This window comes from Bacillus sp. JKS001846, from assembly GCF_900176455.1.
Lineage (GTDB): Bacteria > Bacillota > Bacilli > Bacillales > Bacillaceae_G > Bacillus_A > Bacillus_A cereus.
Genome location: NZ_FWYG01000001.1, coordinates 5,222,501 through 5,240,373, shown reverse-complemented (window position 1 = coordinate 5,240,373; position 17,873 = coordinate 5,222,501). Strand labels below are relative to the sequence as shown.

Here is a 17,873-nt window from a genome sequence, read left to right as displayed (position 1 = left end):
ATTCGATACCTCAAGTCCTTTGCCTTCTATTTCCTGTATCATCTTACTTAAATTTTTTCCTAAAATCTTTATAATAGTACTTATATGCAAAAAAATGAGGGGGATCAAGTTTGACACTTGAAATACTAAACAATTTTAATATAGAGCAGTTTCAAAATGATTTAATTGGTTGGTTTGAAGAAGAACAGCGCGACTTACCATGGAGAAAGAATAAAGATCCATACCGCGTTTGGGTTTCTGAAATTATGTTACAGCAAACAAGAGTAGAAGCTGTAAAACCATATTACGCAAATTTTATGGGGAAGTTTCCTACACTTGAAGCGTTAGCGAACGCAGATGATGAAGAAGTATTAAAAGCATGGGAAGGTTTAGGATATTATTCTAGAGCACGTAATTTACATGCGGCAGTAAAAGAGGTAAAAGAAGTATACGGCGGAGTTGTACCAAGTGATGTAAAGAAAATTGAAAAGTTAAAAGGAGTGGGACCATATACAAAAGGTGCTATTTTAAGTATCGCATATGGTATACCAGAGCCGGCAGTTGATGGAAATGTTATGCGTGTATTATCTCGTATTTTATCAGTATGGGATGATATTGCAAAACCAAAGACTCGAAAAGTTTTTGAAGAGATTGTGCGTGAAATTATTTCAGTAGAAAACCCATCTTATTTTAATCAGGGATTGATGGAATTAGGTGCACTAATTTGTATTCCGAAAAATCCAGCATGCTTACTTTGTCCTGTACGTGAACATTGCAGAGGATATGCTGAAGGTGTTCAAAAAGAATTACCAGTAAAAAGTAAAGCGAAAGCTCCTAAAATGGTACCTATTGTTGCAGGTGTACTTCAAACTGAAGACGGTCGTTACGTTATTAATAAACGTCCAAGTACAGGTTTGTTAGCTAACATGTGGGAGTTTCCGAATGTGGAACTTGGAGAAGGTATTCGAAATCAGAAGGAACAGCTTATAGATTATATGAAAGAAAAATTTGAGCTCGAGGTTTCTATTGATGAATACGCAATGAATGTACAACATACGTTTACACATCGTACTTGGGATATATTTGTATTTTACGGAAAAGTAACCGGTAATATTGTTGATACAGATACATTAAAATTTGTATCAAAAGAGGTATTTGAGCAATTACCTTTCTCAAAATCACACCGTACTATTTATGAAAATTGTGTGGAGAAAATTACAATGCAATAAATAAAAAAAGTGTTCCCAATCTAGGGAACACTTTTTTAATCGTAAGAAATTTTTGTCCCATGAGTCCAACTAGCTTCACCTTCTTGTAAGCCGCCTCTTGATTCGATTTCTACTACAATTTCTTTGTAAATACTTTGCCCTTCTACATTTAAATAAGGCAGAACCTGTTGTAGTGAGTGATGAAAATAAGCTAATTCATCTTCTTTCCATTCATTTTTTGAAATCATCGTTAGTTCAGTCATATCGCGTCCTATATACATATTTACACCTCCATTTTCTATAGTTTGAATGAGTAACAAAAGTTATATGCGGAAATTTTAAAAAAGAAAATTACGGATAGCTTCTAAGTGAATTGGTTACATTATTGATTGTGGAGGTGAGAAAGATGAGTAAAAAACAACAAGGTTATAACAAAGCAACTTCTGGTGCTAGCATTCAAAGTACAAATGCTAGTTATGGTACAGAGTTTTCAACTGAAACAGATGTACAAGCTGTAAAACAAGCAAACGCACAATCAGAAGCAAAGAAAGCACAAGCTTCTGGTGCACAAAGTGCAAACGCTAGTTATGGTACAGAATTTGCAACTGAAACAGACGTGCATTCTGTGAAAAAACAAAATGCTAAGTCAGCTGCAAAACAATCACAATCTTCTAGCTCAAATCAGTAATGAAAGAAAAACACTTCTCTAATTCGGGAGAAGTGTTTTCTTTTTGCGTGGATCGTTGTAATGAAAAGAAAGCGAACGACATAACTTCTAATAAGTCAACAAATGTAGTCAAAGGAGAAGGAAGTTAACAATTAGAATTATGTAATTAGGAATAATAACTGATGAATAAGTCCAAAAGGGGGTAAGTAATGAACGATTTTGATAAGTTGGTAGGGGAGCAATTAGAAACGATGGATGAGTTGTTAAAGTTACAAGCACATCTAGAGAAGTATCAACAAATCGAAATGAATGAAAAAGATACGTGCGATAAAAAAGAACTGCATTTTATCCGTCAGGAAATATATAGAACAGAAGTAGCGTTGAAGATGTTACATGAGAAATTTGAAGAACAAACGAATAGTGTAATTCAATCTTTTGCAACTGAAAAAATGATTTCAAATTTAGGGTAAGATATATTGTTATCTTCAGGTGAAAAGTCCTTCTTTGTATGGAAATAGAGAAGGGCTTTTTCTATTACATGTCCTCGCTTATAAATAATGCAGTACAATCCCTATCTCTTAAGAAGAGTTGGGGCATAGTATTCAACGATAAACCTCCTGCATATTCAATTTGAAAAATAGAGTCTTATCCCTTTAGTTTTAAAATTTCGACAAAAAAGTTATAATAGAAAAAAAGTGAATGCCGTTCAAAGGGCATTTGCAGTTGAAAGAAGGGAGCATATATGGGATTTCCCAAAGAAGGAGAAAAAGTACAAATACATAGTTATAAACATAATGGCTCCATTCATAGAATGTGGGAAGAAACAACAATTTTAAAAGGGACACAGAGTCTTGTAATCGGAGCGAATGATCGTACAGTAGTTACAGAATCGGATGGCCGAACATGGATTACTCGTGAACCAGCAATTTGTTATTTTCATGCCAACTATTGGTTTAATGTGATTGGGATGCTTAGGGAAGATGGCGTATATTATTATTGTAATTTAAGCTCACCTTTTGCGTATGATCCTGAAGCATTAAAGTATATTGATTATGATTTAGATATTAAAGTATATCCAGATATGACATATACGCTTCTAGATGAAGATGAGTATGAAAAACATAGTCAAATTATGCAGTATCCACCTGTTATTGATACAATTTTAAAACGAAATGTAGCACATTTAACACAGTGGATTCATCAAAGAAAAGGTCCATTTGCACCAGACTTCGTAGATATGTGGTATGAACGATATTTAATGTACAGAAATTAAAACAAACCTGCAGGGGGCTTCCCGGCAGGTTTGTCCTATTAGAGGGGGGATTATGTGCAAGGCATAAAAAGATATTTACAATTTGTTAAACCATATCGATGGCTTATTGCTATTACAATTATTATTGGACTAGTTAAGTTCGGTATCCCACTTATTATGCCGTGGTTATTAAAGTATATTATCGATGATGTAATTCAAGGCGCGGGCTCACTTCAAGATAAAACATCTCAATTAATAACAGCGATTGGAATTGCTTTTTTTATTTTTGCGGTATTAAGACCACCGATTGAATATTATCGTCAATATTTCGCCCAACGTATCGCAAATACAATACTGTATGATTTGCGGAAGCATATTTTCGGTCACTTACAAAAGTTAAGTTTACGTTATTACTCCAATACAAAAACAGGGGAGATTATTTCGCGTGTCATCCATGATGTAGAACAAACGAAGGATTTTGTAATTACTGGTTTGATGAACGTCTGGTTAGATACTGCAACAATTGCTATTGCTATCATTGTTATGTTTTCTATGAATATAAAATTAACATTTGTTGCGTTATTGATTTTACCTATTTATGTAATTGCAGTGAAATATTTTTTCGGACGTCTTCGGAAATTGACGAAAGAGCGTTCACAAGCGTTAGCGACGATGCAAGGGTATTTGCATGAACGTATTCAAGGAATGCAAGTGACACGTAGCTTTGCGTTAGAAGAGTATGAGGGGAAGCAGTTTGAAAAAAGAAATAATGAATTTTTAACGAAAGCATTAACCCATACAAGTTGGACGGCAAGAACATTTTCGGCAGTAAATACGTTAACCGATTTAGGTCCGTTACTTGTGATTGGTTTTGCAGCATATGAAGTAATTCAAGGGCAGTTAACGCTAGGAACGATGGTAGCTTTTGTTGGATATATGGATAGTTTATATAGTCCGCTTCGCCGCCTTGTTAATTCATCTACAACATTAACACAATCTTTTGCATCGATGGACCGTGTGTTTGAACTGTTAGATGAAAAATACGATATTGTTAATGTACCAAATGCGGTACAAACGAAAAAATTAAATGGAGAAATTGTATTTGACAATGTTTCTTTTCGTTATAATGCAGATGAAAAAGAGATATTACACAACTTGTCATTAACTATGCAGCCTGGAGAGAAAGTAGCGCTTGTAGGAGCGAGTGGGGGAGGAAAGTCATCTCTTGCTAGTTTGATCCCGCGTTTCTATGATGTTTCTGAAGGCGCGGTTTATGTAGATGGCATAGATGTAAGAAAGTACAATATGAGAAATTTGCGTAGTCATATTGGAATTGTACTGCAGGATAATTTATTGTTTAGCGATACAATTGGAGCTAATATTTTATATGGAAATCCGAAAGCTACAGAGAAAGAAGTGATTGCAGCTGCCAAAGCTGCGCAAATTCATGATTTTATTATAGACTTACCAGATGGTTATAATACTGTCGTTGGAGAACGTGGTGTGAAGCTATCAGGCGGGCAAAGACAACGCGTGGCAATTGCACGAGTGTTTCTAAAGAATCCGTCGGTACTTATATTAGATGAAGCAACTTCAGCATTAGATTTAGAAAATGAAAGGTATATTCAAGAGGCGCTTCAGACGTTAGCTGCTGACCGGACAACGATTATAATCGCACATCGATTAGCGACGATTACGCATGTTGATACGATTATTTACATTGAAGACGGTGAGATTAAAGAGACTGGTTCTCATGAAGAGTTAATGCGAAAAAGAGGATTTTATTACAATTTATATCAACTTCAACATATAACAGAAACAGCTCCTTTACCATAAAAGGAGCTGTTTTTTTATTCGTCTTCTTTTTTATCATCGATTTGGAGTTCTTTTTCTGGTTTATGATATGTGTAGAAGCTATCTACAAGCAAATCTAAATGCTCTACTTCTTCGCTATAGTTAATGATGGAAGAAATAAGAGGGAAGAGATGTAACCATGTTTTATATGCTTCTTCATCGTCCTTATTTTGATATTCCATAAAGATATCAATTAATTCTTGTTTACCTGTTTCAACTTCATCAAGCATTTCAACTGATTGTTGTTTTTTTGCTTTACCAATAAATTTTAATAAAACTTGTTCATGATAATGCGTTAATGAGTCAAGTTCATTTTGGATAGATTCCTGAAATTCTTCCGGCATATAGCGCAGTTCATTTTCAGTACGGTGTAATGATTTTAACGTACTTAAAGCACGGCTTGTTGTCGCTAACATTTGTCTGAATAAAACGAGCTTACGAATTTTTGCGAACTTTACTTTTTTCGTATAGCTTCTTTCTTCTTTATACAGCAAATAGTAATGATTTAGTTTAATCATTTTTTCTTTCATACGATCAATATCAGTTTTTAGCGTTGTAAAATCAGAAGCCTGCCTGCTATTCATTCGAATCCATTTTACAATTTCTTCTGTATTATCAACGATACGATGATAAAGTTTTGTTTCATATTTTGGCGGCATAAATACTAAATTTACAAGTGAAGCCGCAATAATACCAATCATAATCGTCGCAAATCGAAGTAAGGCAAAACTAAAGAAATCTTCGCCTTGATACTCCATAATGGCGATAACTGTTACTAAAGCAATTGATATTGTGTTTTCTAATCGTAATTGTAATGTAAGAGCAATTACTAATATACATGTTAATCCAATAATAAAAGGATTATGTCCAAAAGCAGTAGCAAATGCGATAGCAAATATCGCACCAATTACATTTGCTTGAATTTGTTCAAGTGCTGTTAAATAAGAACGGTATACAGACGGTTGAACAGCAAAGATAGCTGAAATTCCCGCAAATACCGGACTCGGTAATTGAAGTAAAATACAAGCAAATAAAGCTAACGTGATGGCAATACCCGTTTTTAAAATGCGAGCACCAAGTTTCATACCCTTAATAAGATCCTTTCTCTTGTCATAATGAATGTACAACATGATACTATACATTCATTACAATATGTTAGCAAGTGATATTTTAGTGACGTTAAAAGAAATTAGTGTTCATTTTATCCCGCTAATTGTGAGTAGTAAGATTCCTGCCTCAAAAATTAGAAGCTAGATGCCGGTAAACGCTCGATTGGTGTAGGCTAATTAAAGTTTCACTTTATAATTTTTCCTAATTCCTTTTAAACATCAGTTTTTAGTAAAAAAACCTGCTGAATTTCAGCAGGTCTCAAATTGTTACTATAGATTACTATGAGAAGCGTACTTCGTCAATTTTTTCTTAATAATGAAAATTACTCATTTTACTCTGTTGAGATAGATGGGTCTGCCTGTTCTTTTTTCGGGATAATCTCAAAAAACTGGTTCTGTATATCATCTAATAATGCTGTTAATAAAGCAACTTCCTCATATTGCTCATGTTCGTTTAGTACACGAATATAGTCTAGCAATAATTCAGTTACATCTTTCAAACCATTTTTACTAATTGGTTGTAATGTAACATTTGCCCCTTTTGCAATTCTTCTTTTTAAGGCCTGTTCTGTTAGGCCTAAGTTTGAATCATGACGCAAATAAACAACACCGCCAGTCATGCCAGCGCAAATCCATGGACCAGGGTCACCTAAAACAAGCGCTCGCCCATTTGTCATATATTCAAAAGCAAAACCTTTAATATTGGAGTATGCACCTATATTTCCTTGCTCTTTTTCACGGAGTGGTTTTGTTATTCTACCTCCAATTATCATGTCTGCCCCAGAAAGGCGAATGCCAGCGCGAGCATCAGCGTTCCCTTGCACGTATAGTGCCCCTTTTTGTGCACCATATCCAAATCCTTTTCCGACAGAACCGTTATAATATACTCCGTCTTTTCCTTTTGATTTCGTTATATAAATCCCACCACCAAAGGAAGTTTTACCAATGCCATCTTGTGCGCCGCCATTTACGTGTATAAATAAATTTTCACTATTGTAAGCGCCTAACCCATTTCCGGGAATAGAACCATTCGTATACTTTAATGTAAGTGGTTCAAGTTGAGTAGCTTCATATAGTTTACTGCGAACGCGATAACATGATTCTAGACCGCCCATAACGCGTTGCTCTACACCAACGCCTACTAATTCTTTTGAGTCAGCGGAATGAACTGTCTTAAATTGTTTTTCTGGTACACCATCTGTTGTTGTAACAGATGGATGTTCTATTATTTGTAATAAATTACGTAAGTTTAATAAATTTTCGCCTCGAACTTGCTCTAATAAATCAGAACGCCCAACAATTGCTTGTAAATTTGTATACCCAAGCTGTCCTGTTAATCGTTTTAGTTCTATACCGAAAGAGGTGAATAAATTTAGCAGGCCAGTAACTGCGCTTTCTAATTCGCGTGGGACGAAGCGGCGTAACCCATGTTCCTTTGCTTGTGCTTCAGACTCGATTTGTGTTGCAATTCCGACATGGCAAGTATCTAGATGACACCCACGGCAAGTAGTGCAGCCGATTGCAATCATTGATAGTGTGCCAAATCCAATACGGTTTGCTCCGAGAAGCATGATTTTCAAGGCATCATTTACACTTCGAATACCACCATCTGCCCAAATCTCTACTTTATGTCTCATGCTCGCTTCTAATAAAGCGTTGTGAGCGGCTTTAACACCAATTTCTACAGGAAGACCTACATGTTGCAAGGCGTGAATACGTGCAGCACCTGTTCCGCCATCGAATCCGCTAATGTTAATAAAATCAGCACCAGCTTTGGCGATACCGACAGCAATTGTTCCGATATTAGGAACGACAGGGACTTTCACGGCTACTTTGGCAAGTTGATTAGCTGTTTTAATTTCCGTAATCATTTGAGCTAAATCTTCAATTGAATAAATATCATGGTTATTAGAAGGTGAAATTAAATCTGAGCCAATTGTCGCATTACGTGCTTCAGCGATTTTGGCTGTTACTTTTGAACCAGGTAAATGCCCACCTTCCCCAGGCTTTGCGCCTTGACCGATTTTGATTTCAATTAAGTTCGATGAGTTTAGTAGTTCGGCATTTACTCCAAATCGCCCAGATGCCACTTGTTGTCCACGTGTATGTGGATATTTTCCAATCATATCTTTAATTTCGCCGCCTTCACCGTTCAAGCTAATCATATTTAGCTGATCGGCCGCTTCTGCATATGCGCGAAAGGCAATTTCGTTTTGAGAACCAAATGACATAGAACTAATGATAAATGGAAAATCATGGTTTTTAATGCCGATAGATACTTCTTCAGTTGGAACGACATGTTTTGTTTGTTTCGTTTGAACAAGGTGTCTGATTGCGATGGGATTATTCTCTTCTAGTTCACTTAACTTGTCACGGTAATCATCATAAGAATTTCCTTTTGCAACATCGCCGATTGCTTTCCAAATTCGCGGGAATATATGAAATGATTTTCGCATTCTAATTTTAGGATTGTTATAATCATCCGCTCGCATTTTTGCATCTTCAGCAAGTGATTCAAGTGAAAAAGCTAAATCATTTGAACCGAAGAAATTTGTAATCTGTAATATATTTGCGATTTCTTCATGTAACCCAATAGATGAATAGAGACGTCCGTAACCACGTAACTCATGAATTCCAATTGTTGAAATGACTTTTTCTAATCCTTTATTAAGTGCATTATACAGATTCGTAATTGGTGTTTTTGTTCCATCATTTACAGTCGCGAATAATAAATATGGATTAATACTATCTGCTCCTAATCCATATAGCGTGACAATGTCATGTAAGGAGCGAAGGGCACCAGAACGTATAACGAGAGAACAATGGCGGCGTAATTTATTTTCACTTAATGCTTGATGTACTTTAGCAGTAACTAAATGTGGATCAATCCACAATCTTTCATTTAGATGGGCTTTTGCGTCATCTAATACTAGTAGGGAAGCACCATTGTTAACAGCAGCTATCGCTTCAGAACTAATGCGGCTTAATGCACATTGTAGAGTTTCTGACGAGCTGAATGTAGCAGAGATTGTGGCGATAGAGTTATGAGTTTTAAATAGCTCTATGAGTTGTTCGTACGTAATTGTGTGTAATTCCTCTGCAGTAGGTTGTGCCACGCTGCCTTCTAAAATAATTGGTGAAAGCATTTCAACTACAAATGGCCGTTTTGCGCCGCTTAATAAACTTGGACGCTCTCCAAGTACAGTACGTGTAGAGAAGTGTTCAATTTCACGGTCACGGTCAATTGCAGGGTTTGTAACAACAGCTACACTTTCTTTAATGAAGTCAGCGATATTTCGTCTATCAGTATCAAGTGCGGCAAGTGGTGAGTCATGCCCAAGTGAGCGTATTGGCTCAACGCCTTTTGTTGCCATCTGTTCAAGGAGTTGAATATGTTCTCGGTCCCATCCGAAAGCGACGTATTGTTTCGTTTCAACTTGAATAGAATCACATAGCCCTTGGATTTTTTTCGTTTCAGGGATAGATAAATTTAAATGGTAATTGGTAGTATCAATTCGCTTTTTAAAACGGTTATATACTTGGATTTGATATTTGTCATATTCATAAAGAACAAGTTCATCTTGTTCATTCCATTTTAATCCGACTTTTTCTCCAGGAGCGAGTGGTTTTGGTTCTGCTACATATTTAGTTGGTGATACAACTCCAGGTTCAGAAGAGAAAATATAAGAGCTCTCTGTCTCTACTTTCCATACTGGGCGTAATCCAAGGGAATCAACGCTGAAAACAGCTTCATCTTTAAAACGGGAAATGATGCCAGCTGGTCCTTGGGCAAAATGTCCCCACGCTTCACGTATATACGTATATAAATCTTGTAAAGGTGTTTCATAAAGTTTAATTTCATTAATAATTGGTGGGAATAGAATTTCCATTGCTTCAAATAAGCTGTAGTTGTATTGAACAAGTAGGGTTTCTAAGGTGCGGTTTAAATCTTGAGAGTCACTGCCTCCTGCAGTAAGTGGTACATCAATCATTTCAGCTTGATCGCGTAATTTCGCAATTGTGTTAATTTCACCATTATGTCCGAGAATGCTAAATGGTTGTACACGAAAAAAATTAGATAATGTATTAGTAGAGTAGCGGTTATGTCCTAATGTCATAGTTGAAGCGATAAGCGGATGTTGTAAATCATTATAGTAGGCAACAAGCGTATCACCAGCACCTAGAACTTTATATACAACATGATCACGACTTAATGAAGCAACATGAATTGCTTCGTTTTCCTCTATTTTTATTGTGACAGAAAATAATGTTTGCTCAATATTTGTAATTTCGTTTTCTGCGATAAGGGCAACTTGCCAAAATAAAGGTTCTTCTTGTTTACCAAGTGGACCGAGTGCATCTGAGTTTGTTACATCATCACTTTCGAAAATGATAGTAAAGTTTTTGTTGTTTAATTGCGTATGAATATAATCTTTTAAGACAGTAATGTCTTCTTTTTTATTTAGAAAAAAATGTCCAACGATAAAGTGGGGATGATCCACAATCGTTGGATTATATCCGCTACTTTTTAGTTTTTCATTCCAAAGCGTTTTTGGTATATCAATGTGAATGCCGATGCCATCGCCCTCACCATTAATGAAACCAGCTCTATGATTCATTTTGACGAGTGATTGTATGCAAAGGTCAATGTTTTCTTTTGTAGCAATTTTTCGTTTCTCCATAACGGAAACGATTCCACACGCATCATGTTCTGCATTTCTATAATCTCGAAATAAAGACGGTGTCCATGTATTTTTTTTATTGAGCATCCGTCAATCCCCCCTCTTGTAAAAGTTAGAATAATCTTACTATTTAAGGTGCGAATCACCTTGTACACAGAGATAGTAATGCTGTAAAAGAGTATAAAACAGATAATTATGAATAATTATACTATTAATACGGAATTTATGAAATAGAAAAAAGGAAAAAAGAAAGGTGAGCTTTCTTTTTTCCTTTTAATGACGGGATTATTTATTGTCTGCTAGGGCAGCAAATGCTCTGCCGACAGCTTCGATTGTATATTCAATATCTTCTTTTGTATGTTCTGTAGTTAAGAACCATGCCTCGTATTTAGAAGGTGCTAAGTTAACTCCTTCTTGAAGCATAAGCTTGAAGAATTTACCGAACATTTCACCGTCTGTATCTTGTGCGGCATCGTAATCTTCAATTGTATTTGTTGTGAAGTATACAGTTAAAGCCCCTTTTAGACGGTTTAATGTAATGTCGATATTATGTTTCGCTGCTTGTTCTAAAATTCCTTTTTCAAGCATTGCACCAAGTTCATCTAATTTCTCATAAAGCCCTTCTTGTTGAAGCACTTCTAGACAAGCGATACCTGATGCCATAGAAGCAGGGTTTCCTGCCATTGTACCAGCTTGGTATGCAGGTCCAAGCGGAGCAACTTGTTCCATAATTTCTTTCTTACCACCGTAAGCACCGATTGGTAAGCCGCCGCCAATAACTTTACCAAGCGCTGTTAAGTCAGGTGTCACACCAAGTAAGTCTTGAGCACCACCGTACATAAAGCGGAAAGCAGTAATAACTTCATCATAAATTACTAATGCGCCAGCTTCGTGAACAAGTTCATTCACTTTTTCAAGGAATCCTGGTTTAGGCTCTACAATACCGAAGTTTCCAACGATCGGTTCTACAAGGATAGCTGCTACTTCATGACCCCATTTATCTAAAGCCTCTTTTAAAGTTTCTACATTATTAAATGGAACAGTAATAACTTCTTGTGCAATACTTTGTGGTACGCCAGCTGAGTCAGGAGTTCCTAAAGTAGAAGGACCAGATCCAGCTGCCACAAGTACTAAATCAGAATGACCGTGGTAACAACCAGCGAATTTCATGATTTTTGTGCGACCTGTATAAGCACGAGCAACACGAATCGTTGTCATCACTGCTTCTGTACCAGAGTTTACGAAACGGACTTTATCTAATGCAGGCATTGCTTCTTTTAACATTTTTGCGAATTTTACCTCTAGCGCTGTTGGTGTTCCATAAAGTACCCCATTTTCAGCAGCTGTTGTAATTGCTTTTGTTATATGCGGATGAGCATGTCCAGTAATAATAGGACCGTATGCTGCTAAATAATCGATATATTTATTTCCGTCTACATCCCAGAAATAAGCGCCTTTCCCACGTTCCATAGCAACAGGAGCGCCGCCGCCAACTGCTTTAAAAGAACGAGAAGGACTATTAACACCGCCCACGATATGCTCTAAAGCTTCTTTATGTAATGCTTCTGACTTTGTGAATTTCACTACAATTCATCTCCTTACAAAAATCTATGTATTATTCTAACATGTTTTTCGAAAAGACGTATTGTTTGTGATAGCGCAGGCAGTTGGGTAAACTATTCGTTGTGACATTTAGGAGGGGGGTCCGATTATGAAATCGGTAATTGAGGTACAAGGGTTACGTAAAGAGTTTACAGCCTATTCAAGTCGTCCGGGCTTAAAGGGTGCATTTCGCGATTTATTAAATCGTAATTATAAAATAGTACCAGCAGTAAATGATGTATCTTTTACTGTAAAGCAAGGTGAAATGGTTGGTTATATCGGTGAGAACGGTGCTGGTAAATCAACAACAATTAAAATGCTTACGGGGATTTTAACTCCGACATCAGGGCAAATCACAGTAAATGGAATGAACCCACATAAACAAAGAGAAGAATTTGTAAGAACAATTGGTGTTGTTTTTGGACAGCGTTCGCAACTTTGGTGGGATATTGCAGTACAAGAATCGTTTCGTTTATTAAAGAAAGTGTACGGTGTATCAGACGCTCAGTATAAGGAGCATATGGAGCACGTAATTGAAACGTTAGATATAGGGCCTTTATTAGATAAACCAGTTCGAAAATTATCTCTTGGTCAAAGGATGCGTTGTGAATTAGCGGCAGCCTTAATTCATAATCCACCGTTATTATTTTTAGATGAGCCAACAATTGGGTTAGATGTACTTGTGAAATTGAAAATACGTGAATTTTTAAAAGAAATGAATGAACGTTATAAAACAACAATTTTATTAACAACACACGATATTACTGATATTGAAGCTTTATGTGAGCGCGTTATCATGCTGGATGAAGGGAATATTATGTATGACGGTTCTTTAAGTAATCTTCGTACGCAGTGGGGAGCAGAGAAGGAAATTCACTTTCAGTTTGTTGCACCAGTTTCCTATCAGGCTTTATCAATGGTTATGCCAGATAATCATGTCGTTTGGTCGAAAGCGAAAGAGGAAAATGCATGGGTTGCAAAAATTCCGAATGAAGAAGTTATTATTTCAATGCTTATTTCTAAAGTAGTACAAGCATTTCAAATTAAAGATTTAAAAATTAACGAAGTGTCTACAGAGGAAATTATTCGTAACATTTATGAAGAAGGTATTACGCATGGGTAAGTATATTGAAATGATTCGAATTCGCTTTTTAATGATGCTTGCGTATCGTACAAATTACTATAGCGGGATTTTAATTTATACGATTAATATCGGTGCTTACTATTTTTTATGGCAAGCAATTTATAGCGGAAAAGAGAATATTGAAAGTTTATCTATTTCGCAAATGACCACGTATATCGCAATCGCGTGGATGGCACGTGCCTTCTATTTTAATAATATAGATAGGGAAATTGCGATGGAGATTCAAGAAGGACGTGTGGCTGTAGAATTAATTCGTCCGTATAACTATTTGGGAATGAAAGTTATGCAAGGTCTTGGCGAGGGAATATTCCGTTTTGCCTTCTTTTCCATTCCAGGCATGGTTATCGTTACGTTATTATTTTCGTTGCAAATTACAACGAATTTTCAAACTTGGTTATATTTCTTCTTATCTTTAATATTTAGTTTTATTATTAATACACAAATTAATTTAATGACGGGAATGCTTACGTTTTTCCTATTTAATAATAGTGGGATTATGTATGCAAAACGCGTTGTTATTGATTTATTTTCAGGTTTATTATTACCAATTAGTTTTTATCCGTTATGGGCCCAAAAAGCAATGATGTTTTTACCGTTTCAGGCTATTAGTTATATTCCAAGTATGATTTTTTCTGAAGGTATACAGGGGAGTAAGTTGTATGAGGCTTTAGTATTTCAAGTGATTTGGGCGATTGTACTTATTATTCCAATTGTACTCATGTGGAGAACGGCGAGAAAACGTCTAATTGTACAAGGGGGATGATGAGATGCTATATATAAACTTATTTTTACAATATGCAAGTCAATATATAAAAACGAAATTGGAGTATCGAGGCGATTTTATCGTTGGTTTACTTTCTGATTTATCGCTTCAAGCAGTTAATTTAATATTTATTCTCGTTGTATTTGGGCATACACAAGCATTGAAGGGATGGAGTCGAGAAGAGGTAATCTTTATTTATGGTTTCTTTTTAGTACCATTTGCCATCTTTTCAGCTTTCTTTAATATATGGGATTTTAATGATCGATACATTATTAAAGGGGAGATGGATCGTGTATTAACGCGACCGATCCATAGCCTATTTCAAATTATATTAGAAAGAATGGAACTTGAATCTTTAATTGGAGCTATTACAGGGATTGTTGTAATGGGATATGCAGCTGTGGAGTTACAATTATCTTTTTACTGGTATGATTTCTTCTTATTTATATTGATGGTAGGAGGAGGAGCACTTGTATATGGAGGGATATTTGTTACGTTGGCGAGCCTTGGTTTTTGGTCGGATGCGAAAAGTTCAATTATGCCTCTTATGTATAACATAGGTAATTACGGGCGCTATCCTGTTAATATTTATAATCGTGTAATTCGTTTCATTTTAACGTTCGTTTTACCGTTTGCGTTTGTTGGAGTATATCCAGCAGCATACTTTTTAAGAAAAACAGAATGGAATAGTTATGCATTTGCGACGCCAATTGTTGGTATTATCTGTTTTACGATTGCAATCACCCTCTGGAACCAAGGGGTAAAAAGGTATCGAGGCGCGGGTAATTAATTATAGAAGCTTGTTCGTTTCTAAGGGATAAATCAGTTCTCCACCTCATACATATAAAATGAGGTGGAGGACATGTTATGGGGATTTATTCTATTAATTGCAGCAATCGCTATTTTGAAAAGTGTCCAATTATTATGGAGTTCCTATTCGGATTCAACGCGTTTTTTTTCGCTCTATAATTTGGCCACATTATTTTTAATCTATACAACAGTACTAATCGCATTTGGATTAAGTTACGTTGTATTAGAGGAAATGGGTTTCGCAGTTTTGAAAGAGGACGGAGAAAGTTTGAACGCTCATTCTTTTCAACTCGTCGAAGTTTGTTTATATTTTAGCGCAGTTACTTTATTGTCTGTTGGATATGGTGACATATCTCCGATTGGAATTGGGCGATGGATTGCAATCGCAGAAGCGCTAATTGGATATACACTCCCTTTTGCTTTTGTGATGAGGTCTGTAATAGACAATGAAAAATAAGGAAGCATTTGTTATAGTAAAGGAAAAGAGTAGGAGTGATAACTATGATTACAGTAGGAGAAATGGCACCAGAATTCACATTAGAGGGAAGTAATGGAGAAGAAGTTCGCCTAGCTGATTTCCGCGGTAAAAATGTAGTTCTCTATTTTTATCCCAAAGATATGACGCCAGGATGTACAACTGAAGCATGTGATTTTCGTGATGCGTATGGAGTATTTCAAGAGAAGGATACGGTTATTCTTGGAGTAAGTCCTGATTCAGCGAATAGACATTTGAAATTCATTGAGAAACATGAATTGCCATTTACACTTTTAGTAGATGAAGATCATAAAGTAGCAGAGTTATACGATGTTTGGAAGTTAAAAAAGAACTTTGGGAAAGAGTATATGGGAATCGAGCGTTCTACATTCCTTATTAATAAAGACGGTGAACTTGTAAAAGAGTGGCGTAAAGTGAAAGTGAAAGGACATATTGAGGATGTTCTTTCTTATATAAAATAAATCTACATTGGGGATAAAATATGCAGAAACAAGGCAAATGTCTATACATATTTTACTGCCTTACATAAAGTGGAAGTGTAGGGCATACCTCCTCAGATGATAGTATTCCAAGTGCGATTATGTCGCACTTTTTTCTATGGAATATATGAAGAAAAAAGGGAAAGATACATAAAAACAAGTCCTGAATATAAAAATAAACTACATACTTATAGTAGAAATATTGACGATTTATAAGAAAAGGAGTACACTCTTTATAAGAATTATAAAATAATAATCCGTATAGAATCGGGGTGCATGACGGTGGTCAAAGAAGAATTAAAAGAAGCGCTAGAAATGCTGAAAAATACGGGTGTACGCATTACTCCACAGCGTCATGCTATTTTAGAGTACCTTGTGGAATCAATGACGCACCCAACAGCGGATGATATTTATAAAGCATTAGAAGGTAAGTTTCCAAATATGAGTGTTGCAACTGTCTATAATAACTTACGTGTGTTTAAAGAGGTTGGACTTGTAAAGGAATTAACTTATGGAGACGCTTCAAGTAGATTTGATTATGTTACAAGTCAACATTATCATGTGATTTGCGAAAAATGTGGTAAGATTGTTGATTTTCCTTATGGAGGCTTGGAAAAGCTGGAAGAGGAAGCTGCGAAAACGACAGGCTTCGTTATCAATAGTCATCGCTTAGAAATTTATGGCGTTTGTCCAGAGTGTCATAAGGCGTAATATATAATAAAGAAAGAGGCTGACGGCTATACGTCAGCCTCTTTCTTTATTATATAAGGATTAGCGTGAGGTTAATCGGGATTTACAGTGCTAAGTTAGTAAGGAGGGTTAGATAAAAGTTTGTCGAATTTACTTTGTATTGGTGGAAATGAATTCTGGGAGGGGACATTTTGAAGAAATATGAGATTAAAAATAACATTCCAACATTGGAAGAATATAAATATTTATGTGATTCTGTGGGATGGACTAACTATATGAACTTTGAGGTGGCGGAAATATCACTTCAAAATTCGATTTACTGTATAACAGTCAAGGATAATAATCAAATCATCGGCATGGGGAGAATTGTTGGTGATGGGGCTATCTATTTCTATATTCAAGATATAGTGGTTCATCCAGAGTATCAAAAGAATGGTATTGGAAAGAAAATAATGAATACTTTAGTAGAATACTTAAATCAGAATGCTCCAGATAAAGCATTCATTGGTTTGTTTGCGTCGCAAGGTAAAACATCATTCTACGAAAAATATGATTTTAAAGATTATTCGCCTAATATGACAGGGATGTTTACTGTTATTTCGAAAAAATAGGTGTAATAAATTTAATAAAACAATTAAAAAGTTGATTTTTTAAGAAATCAACTTTTTAATGAGTTGAAACGTTTGTAGTGTTGCAAATTCGTATTTCCCTTGATACTTATGATTTATAACTCTTCTTATTATACTTTTCATCAAATTCTTTTCCTTCTAGATCTCGATCTAGTGTTAAAGGTTGATTGCAGTGCATACATGCATCGACACGGCCGAGCATTTTGGTTGGCTTATCACAGCTTGGGCAAATAATTTGGATAGTCTTAGTAGATAACATACCAATCCAAAAGTAAACGACAGTGCTAGCGATAACAGCTAAAAAGCCAACCATCATAAACGTTGTCATAATAATAATGTTTTCGCGGAAAAAGACACCTAAGTATGCAATGAAGAGGCCGATAAATACTAAACTTAATGCAAAGGTCCGGATTTTATTGATTTTGTTTGAATACTTAATGCTCATTCTCACCACGCTCCTATACTAATAATATAACATAAAATTTAGAATTTTCACTCTCGTGTAAATT

General features: G+C 35.7%; 17 protein-coding genes. 12 read left to right on the top strand and 5 right to left on the bottom strand.

From position 1 onward, the window contains the following. The first annotated feature begins 110 nt into the window (after positions 1 to 110). Positions 111 to 1,208 carry an A/G-specific adenine glycosylase gene (mutY, locus tag B9A45_RS27860; protein ID WP_016111389.1) on the top strand — a complete coding sequence of 366 codons (1,098 nt, stop codon included), beginning with the start codon at positions 111 to 113 and terminating at the stop codon, positions 1,206 to 1,208. Positions 1,209 to 1,243: 35 nt separating this feature from the next. Here mutY and B9A45_RS27855 read toward each other — a convergent pair whose 3' ends face one another. Further along, positions 1,244 to 1,468 (bottom strand): hypothetical protein, encoded by a 225-nt coding sequence (locus B9A45_RS27855; RefSeq protein ID WP_000275436.1) that lies wholly within the window; start codon positions 1,466 to 1,468, stop codon positions 1,244 to 1,246. A gap of 125 nt (positions 1,469 to 1,593) precedes the next feature. Between B9A45_RS27855 and B9A45_RS27850 the strand changes: the two genes are divergently transcribed. From B9A45_RS27850 to B9A45_RS27835, 4 genes are all read left to right on the top strand, one after another. Beyond that, positions 1,594 to 1,875, top strand: coding sequence for a gamma-type small acid-soluble spore protein (locus tag B9A45_RS27850; RefSeq protein WP_000039046.1), 282 nt, complete (start codon positions 1,594 to 1,596; stop codon positions 1,873 to 1,875). Between the two features lie 188 nt (positions 1,876 to 2,063). After that, complete coding sequence (locus B9A45_RS27845) at positions 2,064 to 2,324, top strand: YgaB family protein (RefSeq protein ID WP_000997575.1); 261 nt, start codon at positions 2,064 to 2,066, stop codon at positions 2,322 to 2,324. A gap of 272 nt (positions 2,325 to 2,596) precedes the next feature. Further along, positions 2,597 to 3,127 carry a nucleoside tri-diphosphate phosphatase gene (locus B9A45_RS27840; RefSeq protein WP_000506624.1) on the top strand — a complete coding sequence of 177 codons (531 nt, stop codon included), beginning with the start codon at positions 2,597 to 2,599 and terminating at the stop codon, positions 3,125 to 3,127. 54 nt (positions 3,128 to 3,181) lie between these two features. Then, the gene (locus B9A45_RS27835) at positions 3,182 to 4,942 is read left to right on the top strand and encodes an ABC transporter ATP-binding protein (RefSeq protein WP_001161596.1); all 1,761 of its coding nucleotides are present in this window, start codon (positions 3,182 to 3,184) and stop codon (positions 4,940 to 4,942) included. Positions 4,943 to 4,956: 14 nt separating this feature from the next. Here the strand turns inward: B9A45_RS27835 and B9A45_RS27830 are convergent, their stop codons facing one another. From B9A45_RS27830 to hemL, 3 genes are all read right to left on the bottom strand, one after another. Then, positions 4,957 to 6,045 (bottom strand): aromatic acid exporter family protein, encoded by a 1,089-nt coding sequence (locus tag B9A45_RS27830; RefSeq protein WP_000765787.1) that lies wholly within the window; start codon positions 6,043 to 6,045, stop codon positions 4,957 to 4,959. A gap of 356 nt (positions 6,046 to 6,401) precedes the next feature. Then, positions 6,402 to 10,838 carry a glutamate synthase-related protein gene (locus B9A45_RS27825; protein WP_084065536.1) on the bottom strand — a complete coding sequence of 1,479 codons (4,437 nt, stop codon included), beginning with the start codon at positions 10,836 to 10,838 and terminating at the stop codon, positions 6,402 to 6,404. Positions 10,839 to 11,036: 198 nt separating this feature from the next. Further along, complete coding sequence (gene hemL / locus B9A45_RS27820) at positions 11,037 to 12,335, bottom strand: glutamate-1-semialdehyde-2,1-aminomutase (protein WP_000673241.1); 1,299 nt, start codon at positions 12,333 to 12,335, stop codon at positions 11,037 to 11,039. Between the two features lie 127 nt (positions 12,336 to 12,462). On the opposite strand from hemL, the gene B9A45_RS27815 reads away from it, so the two are divergent. The 7 genes from B9A45_RS27815 (at position 12,463) to B9A45_RS27785 (ending at position 17,346) form a co-directional block, all read left to right on the top strand. After that, entirely contained in the window at positions 12,463 to 13,476 is a 1,014-nt protein-coding gene (locus B9A45_RS27815) for an ABC transporter ATP-binding protein (protein WP_000843658.1), read from the top strand. Further along, positions 13,469 to 14,260 (top strand): ABC transporter permease, encoded by a 792-nt coding sequence (locus B9A45_RS27810; RefSeq protein ID WP_000521519.1) that lies wholly within the window; start codon positions 13,469 to 13,471, stop codon positions 14,258 to 14,260. Before B9A45_RS27815 ends, B9A45_RS27810 begins: the two co-directional genes overlap by 8 nt. 4 nt (positions 14,261 to 14,264) lie before the next feature. Then, entirely contained in the window at positions 14,265 to 15,050 is a 786-nt protein-coding gene (locus B9A45_RS27805; protein WP_000965772.1) for an ABC transporter permease, read from the top strand. A gap of 72 nt (positions 15,051 to 15,122) precedes the next feature. Further along, a complete protein-coding gene (locus B9A45_RS27800; RefSeq protein ID WP_000964343.1) occupies positions 15,123 to 15,527 on the top strand; it encodes a potassium channel family protein in 405 nt (134 codons plus the stop codon). 44 nt (positions 15,528 to 15,571) lie between these two features. Further along, a complete protein-coding gene (bcp, locus tag B9A45_RS27795) occupies positions 15,572 to 16,027 on the top strand; it encodes a thioredoxin-dependent thiol peroxidase (protein ID WP_000633710.1) in 456 nt (151 codons plus the stop codon). Between the two features lie 300 nt (positions 16,028 to 16,327). Beyond that, positions 16,328 to 16,756, top strand: a complete 429-nt coding sequence (perR, locus tag B9A45_RS27790) for a peroxide-responsive transcriptional repressor PerR (protein ID WP_000237829.1) — start codon at positions 16,328 to 16,330, stop codon at positions 16,754 to 16,756. Between the two features lie 170 nt (positions 16,757 to 16,926). Further along, positions 16,927 to 17,346, top strand: a complete 420-nt coding sequence (locus tag B9A45_RS27785; RefSeq protein WP_000759738.1) for a GNAT family N-acetyltransferase — start codon at positions 16,927 to 16,929, stop codon at positions 17,344 to 17,346. 106 nt (positions 17,347 to 17,452) lie between these two features. Here the strand turns inward: B9A45_RS27785 and B9A45_RS27780 are convergent, their stop codons facing one another. Beyond that, positions 17,453 to 17,809, bottom strand: a complete 357-nt coding sequence (locus B9A45_RS27780) for a YgzB family protein (RefSeq protein WP_000025058.1) — start codon at positions 17,807 to 17,809, stop codon at positions 17,453 to 17,455. Between the last annotated feature and the right edge of the window lie 64 nt (positions 17,810 to 17,873).

Bases quoted from the DNA above. Each gene is read 5' to 3' on its own strand.
- B9A45_RS27855 (WP_000275436.1), bottom strand. From the start codon at position 1,468: ATGTATATAGGACGCGATATGACTGAACTAACGATGATTTCAAAAAAT.
- B9A45_RS27850 (WP_000039046.1), top strand. From the start codon at position 1,594: ATGAGTAAAAAACAACAAGGTTATAACAAAGCAACTTCTGGTGCTAGC.
- B9A45_RS27845 (WP_000997575.1), top strand. From the start codon at position 2,064: ATGAACGATTTTGATAAGTTGGTAGGGGAGCAATTAGAAACGATGGAT.
- B9A45_RS27840 (WP_000506624.1), top strand. From the start codon at position 2,597: ATGGGATTTCCCAAAGAAGGAGAAAAAGTACAAATACATAGTTATAAA.
- B9A45_RS27830 (WP_000765787.1), bottom strand. From the start codon at position 6,045: ATGAAACTTGGTGCTCGCATTTTAAAAACGGGTATTGCCATCACGTTA.
- B9A45_RS27825 (WP_084065536.1), bottom strand. From the start codon at position 10,838: ATGCTCAATAAAAAAAATACATGGACACCGTCTTTATTTCGAGATTAT.
- B9A45_RS27815 (WP_000843658.1), top strand. From the start codon at position 12,463: ATGAAATCGGTAATTGAGGTACAAGGGTTACGTAAAGAGTTTACAGCC.
- B9A45_RS27810 (WP_000521519.1), top strand. From the start codon at position 13,469: ATGGGTAAGTATATTGAAATGATTCGAATTCGCTTTTTAATGATGCTT.
- B9A45_RS27805 (WP_000965772.1), top strand. From the start codon at position 14,265: ATGCTATATATAAACTTATTTTTACAATATGCAAGTCAATATATAAAA.
- B9A45_RS27800 (WP_000964343.1), top strand. From the start codon at position 15,123: ATGTTATGGGGATTTATTCTATTAATTGCAGCAATCGCTATTTTGAAA.
- bcp (WP_000633710.1), top strand. From the start codon at position 15,572: ATGATTACAGTAGGAGAAATGGCACCAGAATTCACATTAGAGGGAAGT.
- B9A45_RS27780 (WP_000025058.1), bottom strand. From the start codon at position 17,809: ATGAGCATTAAGTATTCAAACAAAATCAATAAAATCCGGACCTTTGCA.